This is a genomic window from Nostoc sp. (assembly GCF_035638895.1).
GTDB lineage: Bacteria > Cyanobacteriota > Cyanobacteriia > Cyanobacteriales > Nostocaceae > Nostoc.
In genome coordinates, this window is sequence record NZ_DASQZC010000394.1 from 12,200 (window position 1) to 31,684 (window position 19,485).

26 protein-coding genes and 1 tRNA gene are annotated in these 19,485 nt (G+C 41.8%); 15 read left to right on the forward strand and 12 right to left on the reverse strand.

Annotation, left to right across the window (positions count from 1 at the left end; all coding sequences use genetic code 11):
- Positions 1 to 12: 12 nt before the first annotated feature.
- Together VE944_RS19450 and VE944_RS19455 are read right to left on the reverse strand one after the other, a co-directional pair.
- Positions 13 to 558 (reverse strand): thermonuclease family protein, encoded by a 546-nt coding sequence (locus VE944_RS19450; protein ID WP_324980496.1) that lies wholly within the window; start codon positions 556 to 558, stop codon positions 13 to 15.
- Between the two features lie 31 nt (positions 559 to 589).
- Entirely contained in the window at positions 590 to 958 is a 369-nt protein-coding gene (locus tag VE944_RS19455; RefSeq protein WP_324980499.1) for a 2Fe-2S iron-sulfur cluster-binding protein, read from the reverse strand.
- Positions 959 to 1,064: 106 nt separating this feature from the next.
- Here VE944_RS19455 and VE944_RS19460 point away from each other — a divergent pair.
- A tRNA-Ser gene (locus VE944_RS19460) sits at positions 1,065 to 1,151 on the forward strand.
- A gap of 234 nt (positions 1,152 to 1,385) precedes the next feature.
- Here the strand turns inward: VE944_RS19460 and VE944_RS19465 are convergent.
- The 4 genes from VE944_RS19465 to VE944_RS19480 all read right to left on the reverse strand — a co-directional run bounded on the left by VE944_RS19465 (position 1,386) and on the right by VE944_RS19480 (position 3,471).
- A complete protein-coding gene (locus VE944_RS19465; protein WP_324980502.1) occupies positions 1,386 to 1,640 on the reverse strand; it encodes a hypothetical protein in 255 nt (84 codons plus the stop codon).
- Positions 1,615 to 1,758: a hypothetical protein gene (locus VE944_RS19470; RefSeq protein ID WP_324980505.1), complete on the reverse strand. Its 144-nt coding sequence runs from the start codon at positions 1,756 to 1,758 to the stop codon at positions 1,615 to 1,617. The genes VE944_RS19465 and VE944_RS19470 overlap by 26 nt, the downstream gene beginning before the upstream one ends.
- 189 nt (positions 1,759 to 1,947) lie before the next feature.
- Positions 1,948 to 2,517, reverse strand: a complete 570-nt coding sequence (locus tag VE944_RS19475) for a BRO-N domain-containing protein (RefSeq protein WP_324980508.1) — start codon at positions 2,515 to 2,517, stop codon at positions 1,948 to 1,950.
- Between the two features lie 87 nt (positions 2,518 to 2,604).
- Positions 2,605 to 3,471: a hypothetical protein gene (locus VE944_RS19480; RefSeq protein WP_324980511.1), complete on the reverse strand. Its 867-nt coding sequence runs from the start codon at positions 3,469 to 3,471 to the stop codon at positions 2,605 to 2,607.
- 597 nt (positions 3,472 to 4,068) lie between these two features.
- Here VE944_RS19480 and VE944_RS19485 point away from each other — a divergent pair.
- From VE944_RS19485 to VE944_RS19525, 9 genes are all read left to right on the forward strand, one after another.
- Positions 4,069 to 5,004: a hypothetical protein gene (locus VE944_RS19485; protein WP_324980514.1), complete on the forward strand. Its 936-nt coding sequence runs from the start codon at positions 4,069 to 4,071 to the stop codon at positions 5,002 to 5,004.
- 3 nt (positions 5,005 to 5,007) lie between these two features.
- A complete protein-coding gene (locus tag VE944_RS19490) occupies positions 5,008 to 5,466 on the forward strand; it encodes a hypothetical protein (RefSeq protein WP_324980517.1) in 459 nt (152 codons plus the stop codon).
- Complete coding sequence (locus VE944_RS19495) at positions 5,463 to 5,588, forward strand: hypothetical protein (protein ID WP_324980520.1); 126 nt, start codon at positions 5,463 to 5,465, stop codon at positions 5,586 to 5,588. Before VE944_RS19490 ends, VE944_RS19495 begins: the two co-directional genes overlap by 4 nt.
- Before the next feature lie 326 nt (positions 5,589 to 5,914).
- Positions 5,915 to 6,061 (forward strand): hypothetical protein, encoded by a 147-nt coding sequence (locus VE944_RS19500; protein WP_324980523.1) that lies wholly within the window; start codon positions 5,915 to 5,917, stop codon positions 6,059 to 6,061.
- 88 nt (positions 6,062 to 6,149) lie between these two features.
- Positions 6,150 to 7,106, forward strand: a complete 957-nt coding sequence (locus VE944_RS19505; protein ID WP_324980527.1) for a hypothetical protein — start codon at positions 6,150 to 6,152, stop codon at positions 7,104 to 7,106.
- Positions 7,107 to 7,171: 65 nt separating this feature from the next.
- Positions 7,172 to 7,492, forward strand: coding sequence for a hypothetical protein (locus VE944_RS19510; RefSeq protein ID WP_324980530.1), 321 nt, complete (start codon positions 7,172 to 7,174; stop codon positions 7,490 to 7,492).
- Between the two features lie 214 nt (positions 7,493 to 7,706).
- On the forward strand, positions 7,707 to 9,035 hold the full coding sequence (locus VE944_RS19515) for a hypothetical protein (protein ID WP_324980532.1): 1,329 nt from the start codon (positions 7,707 to 7,709) through the stop codon (positions 9,033 to 9,035).
- Positions 9,036 to 9,134: 99 nt separating this feature from the next.
- Entirely contained in the window at positions 9,135 to 9,683 is a 549-nt protein-coding gene (locus VE944_RS19520; RefSeq protein WP_324980535.1) for a hypothetical protein, read from the forward strand.
- Between the two features lie 4 nt (positions 9,684 to 9,687).
- Positions 9,688 to 10,482 carry a hypothetical protein gene (locus VE944_RS19525; RefSeq protein ID WP_324980538.1) on the forward strand — a complete coding sequence of 265 codons (795 nt, stop codon included), beginning with the start codon at positions 9,688 to 9,690 and terminating at the stop codon, positions 10,480 to 10,482.
- Here the strand turns inward: VE944_RS19525 and VE944_RS19530 are convergent.
- From VE944_RS19530 to VE944_RS19545, 4 genes are all read right to left on the reverse strand, one after another.
- Complete coding sequence (locus VE944_RS19530) at positions 10,469 to 10,729, reverse strand: hypothetical protein (RefSeq protein ID WP_324980541.1); 261 nt, start codon at positions 10,727 to 10,729, stop codon at positions 10,469 to 10,471. The two genes, VE944_RS19525 and VE944_RS19530, sit on opposite strands and share 14 nt — an antisense overlap.
- A 167-nt stretch (positions 10,730 to 10,896) precedes the next feature.
- Positions 10,897 to 11,379: a hypothetical protein gene (locus VE944_RS19535; protein WP_324980544.1), complete on the reverse strand. Its 483-nt coding sequence runs from the start codon at positions 11,377 to 11,379 to the stop codon at positions 10,897 to 10,899.
- A 1-nt stretch (position 11,380) separates the two neighbouring features.
- Positions 11,381 to 11,998, reverse strand: coding sequence for a hypothetical protein (locus VE944_RS19540; protein WP_324980547.1), 618 nt, complete (start codon positions 11,996 to 11,998; stop codon positions 11,381 to 11,383).
- Between the two features lie 58 nt (positions 11,999 to 12,056).
- Positions 12,057 to 12,395 (reverse strand): hypothetical protein, encoded by a 339-nt coding sequence (locus VE944_RS19545; protein WP_324980550.1) that lies wholly within the window; start codon positions 12,393 to 12,395, stop codon positions 12,057 to 12,059.
- Between the two features lie 282 nt (positions 12,396 to 12,677).
- Here VE944_RS19545 and VE944_RS19550 point away from each other — a divergent pair, with 282 nt between their 5' ends.
- The 5 genes from VE944_RS19550 to VE944_RS19570 are packed head-to-tail and all read left to right on the forward strand — an operon-like array spanning position 12,678 to position 17,880.
- On the forward strand, positions 12,678 to 13,466 hold the full coding sequence (locus VE944_RS19550) for a hypothetical protein (RefSeq protein WP_324980553.1): 789 nt from the start codon (positions 12,678 to 12,680) through the stop codon (positions 13,464 to 13,466).
- 29 nt (positions 13,467 to 13,495) lie between these two features.
- A complete protein-coding gene (locus VE944_RS19555; protein WP_324980556.1) occupies positions 13,496 to 15,271 on the forward strand; it encodes a hypothetical protein in 1,776 nt (591 codons plus the stop codon).
- 28 nt (positions 15,272 to 15,299) lie between these two features.
- Positions 15,300 to 16,964: a hypothetical protein gene (locus VE944_RS19560; protein WP_324980559.1), complete on the forward strand. Its 1,665-nt coding sequence runs from the start codon at positions 15,300 to 15,302 to the stop codon at positions 16,962 to 16,964.
- Positions 16,927 to 17,145: a hypothetical protein gene (locus VE944_RS19565; protein ID WP_324980562.1), complete on the forward strand. Its 219-nt coding sequence runs from the start codon at positions 16,927 to 16,929 to the stop codon at positions 17,143 to 17,145. Before VE944_RS19560 ends, VE944_RS19565 begins: the two co-directional genes overlap by 38 nt.
- Before the next feature lie 15 nt (positions 17,146 to 17,160).
- A complete protein-coding gene (locus VE944_RS19570) occupies positions 17,161 to 17,880 on the forward strand; it encodes a hypothetical protein (RefSeq protein WP_324980564.1) in 720 nt (239 codons plus the stop codon).
- 198 nt (positions 17,881 to 18,078) lie between these two features.
- On the opposite strand, the gene VE944_RS19575 is transcribed toward VE944_RS19570, so the two are convergent.
- Together VE944_RS19575 and VE944_RS19580 are read right to left on the reverse strand one after the other, a co-directional pair.
- Entirely contained in the window at positions 18,079 to 19,257 is a 1,179-nt protein-coding gene (locus VE944_RS19575; protein ID WP_324980565.1) for a tyrosine-type recombinase/integrase, read from the reverse strand.
- A gap of 44 nt (positions 19,258 to 19,301) precedes the next feature.
- Positions 19,302 to 19,478 (reverse strand): hypothetical protein, encoded by a 177-nt coding sequence (locus tag VE944_RS19580; RefSeq protein ID WP_324980567.1) that lies wholly within the window; start codon positions 19,476 to 19,478, stop codon positions 19,302 to 19,304.
- Positions 19,479 to 19,485: the final 7 nt, after the last annotated feature.

Sequence of the window (19,485 nt, forward strand, 5' to 3'; positions counted from 1 at the left end):
ACTCCCCACTCCTCAAAGATTTTGACGGCGAAACTCAGCAGGAGTAAGGTGCATGGGTTTTTCTGGGTTCCAGATTCCTTGGCCCATGAGTCTAGCCCATTGTTGGGCACGTTCTAAACGCTGGTTATATTTGTGGTTAGGCGATCGCTCAATAAACATTGCATTCCCTTGTTTAACTAATTCCTCATTCAACAACACCTTATTTTTCCACACATAAGCTAGAGTTCGTCCGATTTTGTCTTTTGTTTCTAAATCAAACTCCAGCGTTACCGATTGTTCTGCACCTCCAATTAGATTTTCTAACTGTTCTTTTGCTGCGTCCCCCCAAGGCCGCTGTCGCAAATCTGGTGCATCAATACCAACTAACCGCACTTGGGAAATCAAATTTGGTTGTTCAGCCATGCCTATCACTTCCAAACTTTGCCCACTAACTACCCGCGCTACTTTTACCTGAGCCTCATTGTTTGGTAGCTGATTTTTACCTTGGCAACTTACCAAGAGCAACAAGCAACCCAAAATCGCTATTTTTCGCACCCAATCACCAAGATGTATAGGCATCAAAAATTCGGTGATTTTGAATTGTTTATGTTTATTCCTCATCTAAGGGTAAACCCGCTTTCACTTTCCCCCTAGCAAAATACCGGCCAAACTGGAGTTCGTAGACTTCATCTTCGTCTTGCGTCTCCACCTCCAAGTCAGAACGGGGGTAACTCACACATAACAAGGCATAACCTTGCCGACGTAAATGTGGCGACAATCCGATCGCCTCCGGTTGGTAAATTTCTCCTGATAAAACTCTCACCGCACAAGTGGTGCAAGCCCCGTTACGGCAGGAAAACGGCAGTTCTACCCCTTGTTTTTCGCCAGTTTGCAGGATGTAGCGGTCTTCTGGGACTTCTAGGGTGTGGGTTTGGCCAGTGGCGCGATCGCGAACTTTAATTGTGTATGTACGAGACATCTGGATTTGCGTTTTGGAATTGGGACTTTCAGATTCAATCTAAAATATCTTTCTTTATCTTTGCATTTTCTGGGATTCTATAGTATGATCGTAACTTGTGGCACCTGGAGAGGTGGCCGAGTGGTTTAAGGCGCAGACCTGGAAAGTCTGTAATAGGGGAACTTATTCGAGAGTTCGAATCTCTCCCTCTCCGTTTCTCGTTACTGTGTAAGCATTTCAGCGTGTACGGTTTTCATTTTACACGTTTTATGCTGTATTTTGTGGTTTAGTAAATTGGTTTAGTTGGTTTAGTGACTCAATTGATAAGGTAAATCAGGCAATCGCCACAAACTATTACAAGTTTTGCTTATCATTCGTATACCTATAAAGAAACACCCTACTTTTTACAGTAAGGTGTGTTTTTTACTTATATGTCTTGACAAGTAGATTATTTTATCTCTTTCCCAAACACATCTTTTTTGATATCGTCAAAGCACAACAAGAACTCATTGTCAACACTTACGATGGTGCTTGTAGGTTTTGTCAATTCACCAGGGTAAGGTCTGTACCATCCACCAGGTGTGTGACCCGGTGCTACTAAAGTTACATATTCACCGTCGTTGTTCCATACCTGCCAATTTTCACCCCAGTAATGTATTGCCTTGCCACGTTGCAGATCACTTTCTCTTGCCTTTCTTGCCACTATTATCACCCTCCCATTCTCGTAGTGTTGTATCTATCTCTTGCGGTGTAGCTTCTCGTTCGCGCCCATTATCGTCAGTACTAAAGCTACCATCACTGTTTACTTTTGTCTTACTCATCTTAAAAACCTCTCGTATTTGCGCTTATCTTGTTTTACTAAGAATTGATCGACGTTAGTACGGCATAACTTACAGTAAATTCTTTGCACTTTCCCAGCCTTGGTAGTGTGTATGCCGTTCTTTTTGCACTGCCATTGTTGGCATTGTGGACACTGGATATCGCCGTCACGGTTGTAGTAATTGGTCATCTTACTTTCCCTTCGGTAGATAAATACTTGCCCTTACTGTCTCAATCTTCTGTTTGTGCTTGATGTATGTTTCGCCAACTTCGTGATTATTGAGTACATACAGTTTTGACTCTTCTATATCCAGTTGACTGTATTCACCTTCAAGTCGGTTGAGTTCCGACTTTGCTATATCAATTCTTTGTTTGAGTTCCCGACGCTTGCCGTCAAGTGCGGCTACTTTGGAATCAAAATTTGATGTCTTGTCGTTTATCGTGTAAGTGCCTGTTTTGCGTATGGCGGGAATAACTTCTGATGTCAGCCATTTTTTGAAACGTTTTGCTTGCGCTTTGCGGGATGTGAGAACAAGTGAGTACAAACCAGACTCATTAATGCAAAGTGTTTGCCTACCTTGACCTGATACGTGTAATGTTCGTATCAGCTTTTCATCATCATCCAATCTACTTGCAGCTTTACTTACATCATCGAGTTCAAGCACCTTGCAGATATCTTGTGCTATCCACCACGGCTCATTCGCTGTACCAACAAACCGTACTTCGTGAGACTCAAAGTTGAAAACTGATAGATTTGTCATAGTATCCTATATGTTGTTGTAGAAGTGTCATTGTAGAGTGTCAGTTTTAGTGACAGTGTTGGGTGACACTTTGAGAGAAGGGTATGCTTACCGCGCCGATGCTCTACTCATATTGCCAAGTTCAGCAAAGATACTCTCTTTCATCGGTGCATCACAAAAAGCATTTCTTATTTCATCCCAATAGATAGGCTCTAAGACTTCGGGGCTTTTATACATCTCTTCCAGTATGATGCGGGTGTTAAAATCTTCCTCTGACTCTGTAAACATATCTATGGCATCACTAAACCAGTCAGGCAGTGGAAGTTCATCGGCAAGTAATTCAAGGGCGTAGTTGGCAATTATCGGCTGTATGATATTGGTGCAAATATTGAGGCAATCAAACCACCACCCAGGCATATCATCAGCATATCCACAATAGGCATTACTAAATAGGTCGTTAGCGTCAAACCCAAGATACATTGCAGCAGTGCCAATCAAATCGGGTTTTATCTCAGGATGCCCGATAGATCGATCGTCACATTCCTTCGATATCTCAGCACAGTAAAGCTCAATGACTGTAGCGGTGAGTTTCACGTTGAATGCAATCAAGAACATGTTAATGACATAGTGTGACTCCTGCGTGTTGAATTGCTCAGTGGTCGGCATGCTAGACAATTCCGGTGTTTCATCAACATCCCCCCAATCCACATCTGTTTGGTAAGCAATCTTTGCAATCGCATCTGCATTTTCAGAAGACATGACCAACGGGTTTACATTACAGTACTGACCATGTAAGCCATAACCCTCTTTTATAACCTCTATAACTATAGAGAGTGTTCTAGCTTTATACCCTCCCATCCGTTCAGCAAGATTCCCGTTGCAAGGATAAATGCTATACCCCTCTGACGTCCTTACGAGTTCATAACCGTTATCTAATGCGTATTGTTGAGTTGCAGCGAATGTAAATCTTGTCATCTTTTTAAACCTTTAGTACCGTGTGTTTTAAGAGTGTCACTCGTGAGTGTCATTCCTAGTGTCACTCTTGGGTGTCACTTCTTGGATATATCCTAACAAGTGATGTCACCGTGATGCTTGCGTGGCTGCACTTAATTACGGGAAAAATATCACACAATAATCTTTTCAGTACTGAGGTCTAGCAGTTTATTGACATGCTAAGGTCAGGCTATTAATCCCTTCTGCTGGTATCCACTTCAATTGGATGTCCACACTCTTTCAAGTATTTTGCTATTGCATATTGTGCTAGTTCCGACTGTGACCTAAATTCAAGATCGGCTTGAGCTTCAAGGAAATGTTTTATATCTTTTCTTATCTTTACTAGAAAACGCACGTTGTTTTTTGAGATCGACATTGATATCACCCTGAAACTTGACATCAATATTATTGATAGAAAATAGCGCAAGTATACCAAAAATCATCACCGTGCAATCACCGTGATGTCAAAAAACAAAGTATTTTTTATGTTACGTAATCACTCTGATGTCGTAGTGATGTCACTCTAGCTACATTGTTTACATGGCAGACAAAGCCAAACACACACGATACTGAACGACGATGACATTAAAGTACAGAGAACTGCAAAGCGAACTCAAAACGCTACGCAATAACGGCATACAGCTAGGCTGTAGACTTGATGCAGAATTTTCGATACTAAAGGCTGAATACGATAAACTGCATCCCGTAAGTAATGTTGTTACAGAAGCGTCACCTGTAGATGACACTTTTAGTGACACTAAAAATGACACCCTAGACTGTCACTCCCGGCAAGCATCCATCAAAGTACTTGAAGTACGAAACGATGACACGGTAGTGCTTGGTATTCATGGCGAATATCGCGTTATTCCCTGCTTTTGGGACAATCAATCCGATAGTGCTGTAACAATCAATAAAGAAGTTGCGATTACAGGTGATTCTGCGGTAGGTCGTAACAACGATGTTTGCAAAATTGAGATAGTAGGCGATGAACGCGGTAGTTACAGGGCATTCCCTATTACATCTGTTGAGGGAAGATGTGATTGGCTTCACCCTGATGCATCTACACGCTACTACCAAATAAAAGCAAGACTTTCAGTACTCGACTCCCATAGCAGCATTATTGAAGTTGATACAAATGGACAGAGACCTGATCTCGTTACATCTGACGATATATGTCTTTGTCGCTACTACGACGATCACGTTTTTGGTATTACCCGTTATTTCCCGAGCGTTGGCACGTTTCAACGTGTCGGAGGTCGTTGGTTGCTTGCTAACAGATCGAATGGTGTGAAATGGCTGTCAGTAGTACAGGCTGCGAGGAAGTATCTCTTTCCGGTAGGTGCAAAGGTAGTGTTACAAGCTGAGGTTGGTAACGACAAGAGGTTCGATACCTACCGCATAGACAAGCTGTACTATTCACACCTTTGCCTCATGGCAGTATGTACCAACGAGCGCACGAATCTTGCTGCAATAGTTCCGATGGTCCAACTTCACCTACCAACAAAAGGAGAATAAACAATGACACGCTTCATAACAGTTACAGGCAACATTCAAATTTCTGAAGTAGAGTACCTTGCATCACAGCTTACTGATTACAGTGAAGATTATTCGCTAGCTATTAGCTTATTGAATGCAGTAACTCAAGACACATACAACTTTGCCGATTATATTGGCGCAAAAAGAAGGTTGAGTTGTTATCTCAACGTTGATATGTGTGAGATATCGAGACTGTGTATCCTTGCTCGTCAAGTAAAAACTTTCTTTGACAACAACGATGGCTCTACATTTACTACAGGTTATACCAATGCTGAAATCGGTTACACAATGACAGTCACTCAACTAGTCTCGGCACTACTATCACTCCCTAATCAAAATGCTTTCGTAAGCTTCTATGCACCAGAGTCACCCTGTTCCGTGAAGTCTGTACACGCTCCCGTATACGACACATCACACGTTTATTTGGATTACAAAGCATGAAAAATATAAGGACATCGATTGCAATACTAGCTCTAATTGTTGCAGTAGTTGCTAATGCTGGTATCTGCCACCGTGGTGAAAGCCGTCAAGGGTGCGAATGCAATGAAACAGCTAATCATTAGAAGAGTATTAGATCACCCTGATCACCCATCTGGATATGTCATTGAGTACTCTAATTTCAGCAACAAGTACTATCCGGGCTTCGTTTTTCTAACGTTCCGTGCTGCATGGAAACACGCTCACAGATACAAAAGCTTCTTCAAGTAAAAGGACAAAATAATGCGAATAGTGGTATGGGCTGATGGTAGTCTTTTTGTTCAGTTTTTCTCGTTTGCAATGATCACGCACTCGGTACCACAACGCTCGGAAGACTTTGGTATAGTGCAACCTTTTACAGAAATATCTACACCGTTTGGCTATAAACTCATTCAATCTCAGGTATCAGAGCATGATTAACACCACGAAGGATTCTACTATCCGTACTATTCAGTCAGATGCTAAGAGTATGGATGTCAAGTTAAATGTTGACCTCAATTCACTGTCAATCAGCCAAGTAGAAACTTTAGCACAAGCATTTAAAGACGCTAAACGGTAACCTTACGATCGACTGACGATGACAACCGTGATGGTATGACATCCTATCAACTCAAACACACATACTGAAAAACAAGGAATTTACAATCATGGCTAACGCACCTTTAGACGCTTTTATCGGTTTCGGTCAAGTTTCATTCGTTGATGCTGACAAGACATGGGTGGCACTGACTGCGAACAATAAGCAGACAGGTGAACGCGAAAAGTACAATTTCACTGGCGAAAACTTTACTTTACAAGCATCTGCCTTTACTGGCGTTATTGATGGTGATAATCATTGGTTAATAGCAGTTCTAGGGACTGGTAGTTGCAACCCTAAAGGTGGAGTATTTGAATTCAAGGTGTGGAAGAACGGTGAAGGCGGTAACAAGGGTAGTTTTGACAAAGCAGCAGGTGACGCTCTTGGGCTGCAATGGCAAAAAGACGGATGCTACGCAGCGATAGAGGTAAGTTCTATTCCCGTGATGAAGACATTCGTTAAGGTGATGTCAGAGCTTAAGATTATCTGCACTAACGAATCGAAAGAGTTGCTTGTGCGAATGAATATTGCTGAAGCAGATTGTCCGGCACTTGAGGCAGCGTTTTCTGTGTTCTGGGCATACCTTGTTGCAAATGATGGTGAAACACCAGAAGAAGGCACGGAAGCTTACAGTGCTGCACTACTTATCAATGAGTCAGGTTTGATGTGTTTACCTGCCATGAGTGCTGAAATGTTGCCAAACGTGCCACTGAAGAACGTCATGGGCAAGATTACTGGACACAAAGTGGAGTGCTTCCCGTTCGCTGGTGAACTACCATTTATCGATGGTGTCTCGGTTGTGTTGCCCAAGAAAGAAGAGAAGAAAGGCGGTGGACGTGGTAGCTACAGTGGCGGCGGCAGTGTTGACCCTAAAGCAGCATTAGAGGCACGTGCCAAATTTTATGTATCTGAAATGGCAAAATGTGACGAAAATATTACCGACATAAAAGGAGCATATGCCAGCATAAAAGCCAATAAAGAATACCACGAATACTCTGAATTATTGCTCAAAATAATGGGTAAGTAGTGCCCTTTGTTTGAACTGTCACTCTAGGATGTCATTTTTAGTGTCACCTAGAGTGACACCCACAAATGTCACTTCACACATATATACCACCCATGACGGTAGATCACGCTTTTAAAAACTTTGATTTTATCACCACATCACTTGCACGGCTAGGCTTTAAGGGTAATTTTCTTTCATCGAAAGAAGTGTATGACTTCCTCAGACCTTATCTCGCTGGGATGGCTTTCGATACTGGTGATGATATGTACAATGAACTCTGGCAACAATGTCACCCCGCAAGGAAAACATCACAGTACGCCGTCGTGTTAGCGCGTCAATTAGGGCAAATACTTGCAGTTAACAGTTACAGGGTTGATGCCAAAAACTTTCATAATCTTGAAGCATAGCAATAAAAAAAGGCAGTAGAGGTAATTATCAATACCTCTAAACTACCAAAACACGATACTGAAGACATCAGAATATCACATGAATACGACAACTGACAAAACTGCCAAGTACAAAAAAGACTTCGATAAAACGGTATTCCTTGGTACAAAACAGCAACTCAAGATAACATCGATATTGCAGCAAATGGAAAGAGATACCGAACTTTCCGATGATATGCGGTTAGAACTTGAAACATACGCCACACAACTCTCTATTCCACAATCGTCGGAAGCAACGCATTCAACATCAAATAGCAGTAATGACAGCAATAAAAGACATTTCCCGCGCTACGACTTTAAAGAGGATTACGAGGAAATTTGCGGCTTAAAGGAATTCGGCTTCAACGAAAAGTCAGGTAATATTGCAAAGGAGTATGCTACATGGTTTCGTACAGAGTACCTACCAAAGTTCTTGCCGATGCCAGACAGCGAGCAACAGTATCCTATTGCTACCGCACTCGCGCTACTAAATTGCAAAGCTGTCCTCAGTCAACGTCAGTGCATACCGATGCCATATTTTATAGGCAACAATGGCAGTGGAAAGACTGAACTTGGTAAGACAATAGGACAGCATTACCCCAAGCAATTATATGTTGAAGTGCGTCCAGGGAACACTGGTGCAAGTATCCGTGATGTACTTGATGAGAAGTTCGGTCGTGGTGATGCTGGACTATGCCTTATCGATAATTTCAACACGAATGATGCAATGGCAAAGTGGGGGGCGCATTACGACATCCTCTTAGCGAACAATGAAGAATCGGCTATAAGTCGCATCTGTGGTGCATCTAACGATCAACAGAAGTCAGAGTACAGGCATTACAGTTACAAAATATTCACGAGTATTTTCGACCTCACGAAAGGACAGGCGCCAGAGTATGCAGAAATAGAACGTCGTACTATCGCTCTGAACTTTTTAGAAGGTAAACCCGCTAACAATCGCATTATGTACGACTGGGAAGGCATGAGTAGGGTATTCGCTCGTATCTGGGGTGATGAATCAATGGATTTATTACACAAACAATATGCACCAACACTTGGTAAACTTGGGCGCATTAAGCCGACAGCAATACCTGATAGTATCCCTGCTAAGAAATGGATTATATGCCAAGTACCAATTGCTGTAGGGGTTTACTGTGGTGTATGGCAATCAATAGAGGAAGGCATAGAAGCATTTGCAAGTCATTTTCAGTACCTCAAAGGCAGTAAACAAGCTGGTGTAGGTAGTGCCCTCTCTATTGTCCTTACAAAATGGGTGAAAGATGAACTACCAAAATTAGGAGAGGCTAATCGCAATAATCGTTACGCCAGCGAAGCATCAAAGCGTATTGATATCGAGATATCACAGGAAGAACTCATAAAGCAGATCACTACACGCATGGGTTTCTCGATCAGTCGCCGCGACATCGACGAACTAATAACGCTTATGAGTAATTTTGGCTACAACTACGAGCGCGTAGGCGCTGCAATGGGTTTTGTGAAACAACAAACACTTACTAAAAAGTAGCATTGCCACCCTGTATCACCAAGTGTCATTCCAGGGTGACATCTGTAGTGACACTTTTAATGACACTTATGTATGACACTTCAGAAAACACATATCAATATGCGAACAAAACAAAAATACAGTAACGTAAAGCGAGTATTCTATGACCGACATACAGGCGAACGCAGTGAAACAAGGCTGACGAAACAGCAAACATGCTTTGACAGTACAGCAGAATTCAACTGCTACATGATGATATCTCGCTACTTCCAGTCGCCAATGTTTGATATCGACGTTCACAACACTCTATCGCTTGGTGCTATTGACTGGAAGCTTGACTTTCAAATTACAGCCCGCCGTAACCAACCTCTAGCTAGTGCAATTCTTGCTGAACTTATAAATACCTTTCACGACACAAACCATACCTCTCTAGGGCAAATTTTCATCGAATACAAGGGCATACAGGATGACAACTTTCTTGACAAAATGTCATTACTTGCCACTACTACACCAATGTTCACGAAAACGATAATACTAGTATCTGATCACACAACGGCTTTTGGGTGTTATGACAAGAAGCGCAACAGGTTTTATTGTCACCCAATAGTGTCATCACATATACTGGAAGCAACGCTACAGAATGTCACTCAATCACACACACAAGGATAAAACAATGTCACCACGCAAAAACACAGAATCGGTTGAGTACAAGTCTACAGGTACGTTTCACTGGAAACACTTTACACAAAAAGGTAATTGGCATCCTGGTGTGAGTAGCACAGCGCCGCGTTTAGAATTCATGCAGGCACAAGGCAGTATCAAAGAATTTATCGACGACAAAAAGCAGACAAAATTTAATGTATTATTTGATGCCGAATATGTCTTTGAATACTTGTACCAAAAAATCATCGTCAATATGGGTTGGGAAAATGACGGCAAGATCGATAACGAAGTACTAGGATATTTTCTGAAAGATTTTGCTAACTACTGTGGAGATATAGAGCAACGAAAACAACTAGCGAAGTTACGGCAACAGGCTGTAGAGCTATCTGAAACATTCCCTAATAAGACACCAAAAGAATGGGAGGAAGTGCTGCTAGTACAACTTCAAGACACAACTAAGGAAAACAATGACACTACGATTAAAGGCAAAACGAGTGATGAGGGTGAACACGTACAAAATAGCGAATGCGAGGAAATCTATATTTCTGGTATACCTGCACACAATGAGGAAGATTTAGAGGAACGGGAAATATTAATGGATGACTACGACGCCGACACAGAAGAGGGCTGCGGGGAATGGAAGCCACCACAAAAAGAGGATACTGTTACCGTTGCAGCAATCGAAATCTATTCAGAGGGAGATATCGACGCTGAAGAATTACCAGCAAAAAACACGACCGAAGAAGATTCCCCAATCGTGCCCGTGATAGCAACAAAAAAACGTGGCAGACCTAAGAAGTCTTAGCCTCTACTCTCGTAATCCTTTCACTCATTATATCTAATCTGGAATCTACCCTATCAAGCACTACAGACATTTTATCTGTGGTGCTTTTGAGTTCACCTAGACTGCTTTCTAATACGATTACAGCCCTTTCTCTTGATGCCTTGTCAGCAAGTAATTGTCTATGTGAAGTGGCGCGTTCCTGAAGATACAGTACTAACAGTGCCACCACTGCTGGAACAACAAAACCCATAATACTCTCCGTCGTCATATATTTACCCTACTACTAAATCAGAATGTCATTCAAAGGTGTCAGTTTTAGTGACACTTCAAATGACATTAGTGAGTGACACTCCTGACAACACCTATAACTACTTAAAAAAAATAGCTTACACAGATAAAATCCATGCAAGCTAGAACACACGAACTGAAAACTTTTTACCCTTTGAGCAACAATTTTGCTACTTGTGCAGACAATGATGTACTTTTTGCTAGTACCACTTTTGCGGTTTTATCCAGGCTGTCAAGCGTTGCACCCTGGCTTGTGCCGATGTATTCCCACACTTGCAATTTAACATCTTTAAAGTAACTTTCAGGTACGTAACTCAAGACATATTTATTGCCGTCCAATGACGGGAAAGTTGTAAATCTGTAAATGATGTACCTGTTGAGTACTATTCGGAGTTGCTCGCCTTGTGCAGCACCAGCAGTTCCAAAGGGTACAAAAAACGCTTGATATAAGTTACCTGCTTTATACCATTTAGGATTGGCAGTTGTACTGGTAATGTATACAGCAATAGTGTTGTGAGTCAGAACAGCGTCAGGTTCTATCGCGGCAATTGGTAGTGTTTTCCCAGCTTTCACTATCGCAGTACGGCTTGTGTTGATAACTTGTTTCCACTCACTTGCTATGCTGTACATATTATTCAACTACGCTTCCGCCGTTAGCTTCCACCTTAGCTTTTAATCCAGCCCTACTGCTACCAGCGCGGTTATTTGCCGTGGCTGATGCTTGTTTCTGGATACCATAAGTACCACCACCAGGTAAGGTAAAGTATGGCTGAATTTCTGTAGCATTGGGACTACCATCGACCGAGATTTTACCGGGTGGAATCAATTCACCGAGCGCGTCTGAGATCGTAGCGATATTTGCCCACTTCGGGAAAGCAAAGCTAATGGTGTGTACTTGAGTCTTCTTGGGGTCACTGGGGTAAATACGCTTACCAGTCTTGATGATTACCCGACGTTGACCAATACGCTTTTTGAGGCGGAAAACGTAATCGGCATTCTTTCCGTCACTGTTTTCTGTGCTTTGTGTCAAAACAGTTCCGTCAGCAAGAGTCATTACCCTTGTACCGCCCTTTGCAGTGCGCTCAATATCACCAACAAAAATAGATGTGTCGGGAATATCAAGAAAACGGTGTGTGCTAAGTCTTGCAGCAAAAACACCATAAGCTTTATCCTTTACTGCACCTGTCCCCGCACCCGCTTTATCCATATAAAGAGGATAAAATACATGCTGCAATGATTTATTTGCCATCTGTTCCTTTTTGAAATATGTAATGAGTGTAGGGAATTTCACCCTACAGAATTATCAATTAGGCGTAGCTTGGAACTGAAGTATCAAGACCAGCGATAGAAACTACATTCAATTGGTAGGTGCTATCAAAGCTTTGAATATTCAAGGTCGTATCGGTCTGAACTGTGCCTGTAGTTGGCAAAGGATAGGAGTCAAGTAACTCACCAACCGTAGCGGTGGTATTCAATGCATTCTTAGTAACTTGAGCAACGGCACAAGCTTGCAAGAACTTAGCAAGGAATTCTGCCAGTGCTACACCAGTAGGTAAAGCATCCATGCCAGATACATAGGTAGCAACAGAAGAATCAGTGCATTTAGCAGCAACTTCAGCGAGTGTTAAATCAGCAGTAACAGCCATTTGTTTTGCCCCGTAAGGGTTTGTAGTTGATGCTTTAAGTACTAACAGTGCCTTTTTAAATCGTCAATACCTAGAAAAAAACTTTTTTACCCGATGGTATATATGTGCTGCTGTAGTGTCACTCAAAGGTGACAAAAATAGTGTCACTTGGAATGTCACTATTAAGTGTCACTATTACCAACATATGTACATGCACTTTTTTAGCGTTTTTCGTCAGGCACTAGACAAAGTTTTTCAGACAGGTTAACCAGTAAGAATAACTTTTTACCCTCCCTACCGCAGATGGCACTCGATACATTTACGATCAAAGGCAAAATAGTATTCACGATTACACCTGATACAGGTACTACTATCACCCCTGTTTTCGACTACACACCATTTCAAAAAGCAGGTTATAGAGTTATCAATGAATATCTGGAAATCAACAATCTCAAAGCAGTTGCATGGATCTACAGTGTTGCCAAGGTTCCATTCCCAGTATTTGAGTTAGAAGACACGGAAAGTAAGCAACTACTTACAGCAATAAATCTTGAGTGGAAGTCCGAACGCATTCAAATGGATGTACTCATTACCACAAATGAAGGTACGAATTGGAATCGTATAGCAGCATACAGCTTGCTGAATAGCGACCCTTACCCTTACAGGGAATATGTGCTTGGTGATCACACACTTGGTGACAATGCAATGATTGGTATCCAGATGCGTAACGTAGGCTTTGGACTATTACAAAACGGGAACCTTGGTAGTGACAGAGTAACTGTGTATGCCGATTTAGTGCGTGTTGTGACAATAGAAAAAATCTCCGATAGTGGCATAAAAATTGCTAACAATATCACTACGACCCCAAGCACTATTATGAATACTAATATCAATCGCACTACTGCGACACTCTTCAATAGCAGCGATAAAAACGTGTTCATTGATGTGGTGAATACCGTAAGCACGACATCACACATTATCAAGTTAGAACCTGGTGACTACTATGAATCACCAGCGCCGATTTACACGGGGAATTATTGGGCGGTAGTTGAGAGTGGTAGTACTGCAATAGATGTCAGGGAGTTCGTTTGATGTTTGCAGAAAAACAACGATCTGATCTAATGGATTTACTCGAAAAGAACAAGGATTTCAAACCTATACCTGTTTTTCCTGGACAGCTAACAAAACCAGTTACCAGCGTTCTCGGTCAAATCATTCGTGAGTCATCCATAGAATTTGATAGTTGTAATATTACACTAACAACTACGTTTGGTACATTTACTCGTAGAAACCCGGCTTGCCAGCCACCAGCACCACCACCACCACCGTTGCCGAACAGAGATCCCGTGACAGTGCCAAGGAATCTCTTAAGTTGTGGAAATTCCCTACCAGTGCTTGCAATTAAAATACTGGCATCTCAAGAAAGTACAATACTGAATTCCCAGGAAGCACCACCACACAGAAAGGGAGCACACTATATTTGTAAACAGGATGTACAAATCATAAACATAGAATATCCTGTAGAGTTCGTAGTTCCAGAAGGGAAGCCAAAAGCAGGTAGTGTAATGTATGGCGCAAGAATTATGATGCAAATCAAGCGTAGTTTTGACGCTGATAGAATTGACGGACTTTCTAACACTATTACTGCTGGATTCCAAGCAAAAGTCGATTATGAGGAAATTAAATTTTACGATGTATGGCTTTACTCCAAGGACAGAAGGGATATCAATCCCGACGGAGACTTGATATACATAGAGCAAAGTGGCAAAAGTTACCCTATCTACGAATTCGCTTTCACTCCTGAAGTCAATATTGGGGATTTTGATTTTGCTGCTGCTGCTGTTTTTGGTAGAGCAGAAGCCATAGACGCTTGGGAACTAACAGTACCTACAATTTCACAGGATGAGACTGTAGTGAATCAATGGCTGACGACGATAACAAAAAGAACTTACCAGATAATCACAACGTGTGGAGATATTCGCACGCCACCGCCACCGCCACAAAAAAAGGAATGTAAATGTATGTGTTGCCCAGAGAACAAGAATGATGATGCTTTACTAAAGCTGATACTAAAGCGTATTGGTAACTTGCCCGCAAGTGTTCCAGACAATTTTACGAAACAAAATCCATCGATGATAAATGTTGAGTCATTAGCAGAATTGGCATTCTGGCAAATGCAGCAACTCGATGCCCTCATGGGTGCTTATCCTATCAAGATTGAAGTAGAGGACACCGATTTAACACAAGAAGGCAACCAGACACAAAAACTGGAATTACCAAACCAAGCGGAAGTCTTAGCAGAAATTCTGGGAATGATGTTAACGATAAAACGTGACACTCACGCAACATTAATAACAGCGATTAAAGCAATGGGTGAAGCTGGTATGACAAAAAATCTTGCAGTACAAACGCTAGATGTAACGCTGGGGAATGCTGAATTTTTGGGGTACAAACTGGAACAAGTGAAACGCAAGGTACCATCACTGTTTACGCCGGGTGGTGCGAACCTTACTGAGACACTGAAAGAAAAAGAAGTAGAGATAGTATCTTATGAAAACAACGATAAGAACGATTTACAGGATGATTTGAAATTCCTTAAGACAATGGCTGCAAGGTGGAATGCTCAAAACTGGCGACAAGTAACAGGCGATCCAGTTGAGTCATTAAAGCAGACACTATTTGGTAATCCTGACGCTATCAAGGAAACACACAAAGAAGGTGAGCAGGGTGATTTCAACGACTTCACGGAGCAAGCCGAGAGGGGGTTCATAGAAGTATCTGGTATTACTGACACTGTTAATCCTTGGGGCAGACCTTACAGCCAACGACCAAAGATCAGGGAAATTGGTACTGAAAAAGGTAATTACGGTAAAGACGGGAATAACACACCAGGGTAATATCTGTTGGTGAGAGTGTCACTCTGAGATGTCATTTCTAGTGACACTTTTAGTGACACCTGAGAATGACACTTTACACAAAGGTATGCACATGGCATTAACATTTGACTTATCAAAACTTACATCACGCAAGGTTCGGTCTGACATTGGTACTCGTATCATCAAAGGCATAGAGGGAAGGATAGAAAGTAAAAGCGATAACGAAGCTATCAATTTTCTAGGCTGGGCACTAGGAGGATTAACGTCACTTAGTGGTTTTTTACTTAGCAAAGCAGGTGAATTATTTGCTTTCTCATGGGTTAAATTTTGGTCTTGGGTCACAGCCACTAGACAGTTCATTTGGAATTTCAACTGGAACGCCACCGACGAACAACTGAATACCAGCATAAGAGCGCAATGGGCTGCTATTGGTGGTCAAATAGGTGGAACGTTGGGGAACACATTCGGTTATCTCGCTTGCGGTATTTTACCGGGGATGGTAATTGCAGCATTCAATGAACCATTAGGGGCGGTTGTATTGGCTAAAGTAGGTGAGGAAGCACTGGAAGAGTTGCTTGAGAATCTTGGGGCACTATTCAATACTGCGTTGAGACTTGGTACACAAATATTGATTACCGAAACTTTTAAGACCGCAAGGAAACTCATTAAAAGCAATAGCAAACTTGTAGGTAAATTACTCGGTAAGGGTGCTGAAAAGGCTATTCAAGCGTGGGGAAGTAAAGACAGTAAGCCTTGGTCATTTGCATTATCAAATGAAGAAACTTTTAACAAGAGGTTTGGTAGTGATGGATTTTGGAGGGAAGCGGTAGAAGAGGCACAAGAGGAAGCAGATGAGGCGTGCATTGAGGCGGGATATGTTGTAGCGAATGCTGTTGACACTTATCTATCAGCACAAATGCTAGTACGCGAAAAAACACCAATCCTTGGGCATACACGATACGTTGAAATAACGCCCAACAGAGAGAACCCCGACGAAAAAATAGTACTTGGTGGAAGTGAAGAATTACTAAAACCTCAAATTATACAAGTGCTATCGACGTACGAACAGTTCAATGGTCGTGACTTAGGGGTAATATATGGCACTGCATCTGCTGATATGCCAGAGCGTAGACACCGCCCAGAAGTGGTACTTAAGTTCTATCAGAAGCAAAATAAGAACGCCGGAAAAGGTGCAATTGTTGACGCTGTATCAATGCAGATCGCTTTTAGATTGATGGATAAGTCGGTTAAAGACTTTGCCGACGATGCATACCTACAAGTACTAGCAGGTGCTATTTACCGAGAATTCGCAACGCCACCTTTTACTATCAGTAAAGGACTATCGACGTACACTTATGCCGACTTTGAGAAAGGCTACCAATTCAAGCTTGATGTTATCAATAGCACGGAAGCAAAACGCATTATAAGGAAAGTGCAAGATATCCAAGGACACCTTTTCAGGGATGAGTGTTTTCGCGTTGGTAGTCGCAAAATTACAGCAGATGGAGTGATTGCACCAGCACCTATAAAAGGTGAGAAAGTAACAGTAAGGGGCAAGGTTCAGGAGTTGCCAATTAAGGGTAAGGAGGGTATGGTGAAATTCACCCATGCATACCTTAACTTGGGGATAAATTTACCACCAATAGAACTAGTAGACGTTACAGGGAAACGAAAAAATGTTGTATACAAACCAGCCACAAATACCATTAACTGAAGAATACGAAACAATTGAAATAAGGATAGGTCAGTACATCAAGTTTGACGATGATAACGGATCGCAAGCTACCGGACAAGTTATCGCAGTTGATCAGGATATAGATATGGTGCATGTCGTAACTGGTAGCGTCATTATCACACAACGATGGATTACATCAGAACAAATAACAGAAGTATAAAAAACAAAAAAAACAATGCCATTTTACAGAAAGATATTCAAGACTACCATTAACAACTTTAATACCACTAATACCACCACGGGATTAGTGATACCACAGACAATAAAAACCGTTGCCGCTAACGGTGATTACTTTATCGGTATTGACAGTGCGGCGCAAACTTACAAGATATCAAAGACGGATTTGTTAGCAGGCTTAACGCAATGGGGCGGTAGCACAACCACTAGTGTAGATCGTACGTTTGTTTCCAATGGTGATGCCAATGGGGTATTGTACTACGTTGGGACAGGTAACGGTACTCGTGTTTGGCAAAATCCCCACAATAGTGGATTGATACTAACCGCGAGTAGTGTCACTAAAGGTTCATTACCTTTACTTTCTGATAGAGCAGAAGGAGAGTTCCATACTAACGATGCTGCTGGAAGTTGGGTAAGAATAAATCTAGGGGGGGCTAGATTGAAGTGCAATCGTTACTCAATACGCAACAGAAACGCTGATCTGCACTACCTAAGGAACTGGAAACTCCAAGGCAGCAATGATGGTACTAATTGGGTAGACTTAGACGCTCAGGTAAATAACACTTTCTTGGTTACTCCATCCCAATGGCTGTCATTGCCAGTAACATCTAATGTCGAATATTCTAACTTTAGATTACTGATTACCGGGGTAAATTCTTCAAACGCTTATTATATCTGTCTAGGTGAACTTGAATTGTACGGATTGTTTACCCCGTAGGCTTTTAACGCAAGCACTCTCTTGATGAGTTGTTATGCATTAACACAAGAGTGACACTCAAGAGTGACAAAAAAACTGTCACTTCAAGTGACACCCGTGAGTGACACTTTCACACACAGGTATACCCTACCCATAAAAAATACCCCAAGAGAGTAAAAATACTTTCCTGGGGTATTTGCTTTTGTTGTAGTGAATTTTTTATTTTATGATCCCTGGTAACGATATCCTCTCAATGTCAAGCTTGAGGTAGTGTTCTCTAATTACCTCTTCTGAATTTCCTACAAGTACTGCAAGTTTGTGTAGTGGAAAGTCGTTGTTAGCGTGGTATGAGATCATGGTATGGCGTAATTGATAAGGCACTCGATACCTTATGTTCATATCATCAAGTAGCTTACGCCATACAGTATTCAGTGCTTGTTGACTTATAGCGTTACCTTTTTTATTGAGGAATACATACTCGTTTGGTCTCCTGCTACCTGGTAATGATTCGATGAGTAATTGCAGTTCTTCATTTATCGGGAATATTCTACTTTGTACTGTTTTTGTACCAGACTTCTTGACAATCGTACCACTAGCATTTACCTGACCTTCTTTGAAATTTACCTGACGTTTCACAAGATCGACATTACCCCACTTGAGTGCCACCGCTTCCGATGGACGGCAACCTGTAAGCCATAAAAATGCTACATACCTCCAATACTGACAATGAGTATTCTTGAATCGTGCGTACTCTTCACTGCGTAATGCTTCAATAATCCTGTACACTTCAGCCACCTTGAAGATATCCACGTTGCCGTCGGCATCGACATTATCAGCTACATGTCCTTTGATCGTCATCGTTGCCAGCAAGTCACGATACTCGATACCCCAACGTCTTGGAATGATATCTTGTTTACTACACCAGTCAACACAAGCAACAATTGTCTTAAACCTTTCCTTGGATGTTTTGATTGTTCTGTCACCATCCTCTAGCAGCCAATTCACAATCTCACGTTTTTGCTCAAGGCGTTGATAAGGGCATCGATCGATGATTGCTGTAACAGTAGCATTACGAGTCAGTATTGTAGTTTGTGACCATGTACCCATCTTGGTATGCCAATCAACATACTTATCCCATAACACCCTCAAGTCATCTTTTTCTACTACCCTTATAATTCCTTGTTTTTTGTCCTTTAGTGCTTCTAGTTGTTCACGCACAAGCGACTTGAGGGTATCGATGTCTATTTCATCACCTGCTTTTATTTGCCGTGTTATTTCCTCGTCCACTGCCATAGCAATACTCAATGCATGAATTCTATGGCTCCCAAGTCCTATTGTCTTTCTGCCAAGTCGCAAGCTTAACCGCAATTGGTAGAATATACCGCTACTTGTTTTCATCTCGTTTATGTGCAAGTGGATAAAATCGCTTTTTGAAGCAACCATTAGTCGTAATCCTTATTTGTTACAAAAACTACAGTCATTGTTTCGATATCGCAAAATACAACATCGTCACCAGCAAGTGGGATATCAAATTTCTTGCTGATGCCCAAGGCGGTAAAAATGATATCCCAATTCATTTGACTTCTGACTTGACTTATCGCCGTTTGGATGTTACTCATTTCTACC